The following is a 244-nucleotide window of genomic DNA, read 5'->3' on the forward strand; positions in this document are numbered from 1 at the left end:
CTTTTAAATAATTTAACACTTGTTGATGTAACAGAAAATAAAAGCTATGCCATTAAAGTAAATACGGTGAATGGTTATATTCTTGCTGGCAAAGCAAGAAATTTTAATATTAGCCCTGATTTTAAATTTCAAGCGGATCATAAATATAATATTTCATTGAATATTAACGGTAAGCAAACATCTCTTTAAAGAGGCACACATGAAATATCTCGTAAGTGCCTTATGTGTTATGTACTTGCCGATT

The 244-nt window shown here is 29.5% G+C and carries 1 protein-coding gene; it reads left to right on the forward strand.

The annotated features are described in order from the left end of the window. Positions 1–189 (forward strand): hypothetical protein (locus tag ACWA1B_RS23400; protein ID WP_456911079.1); only part of this gene is annotated, 189 nt, incomplete at its 5' end. Positions 190–244 lie beyond the last annotated feature (55 nt).

The sequence above is a fragment of the Flavobacterium xizangense genome (assembly GCF_054075145.1).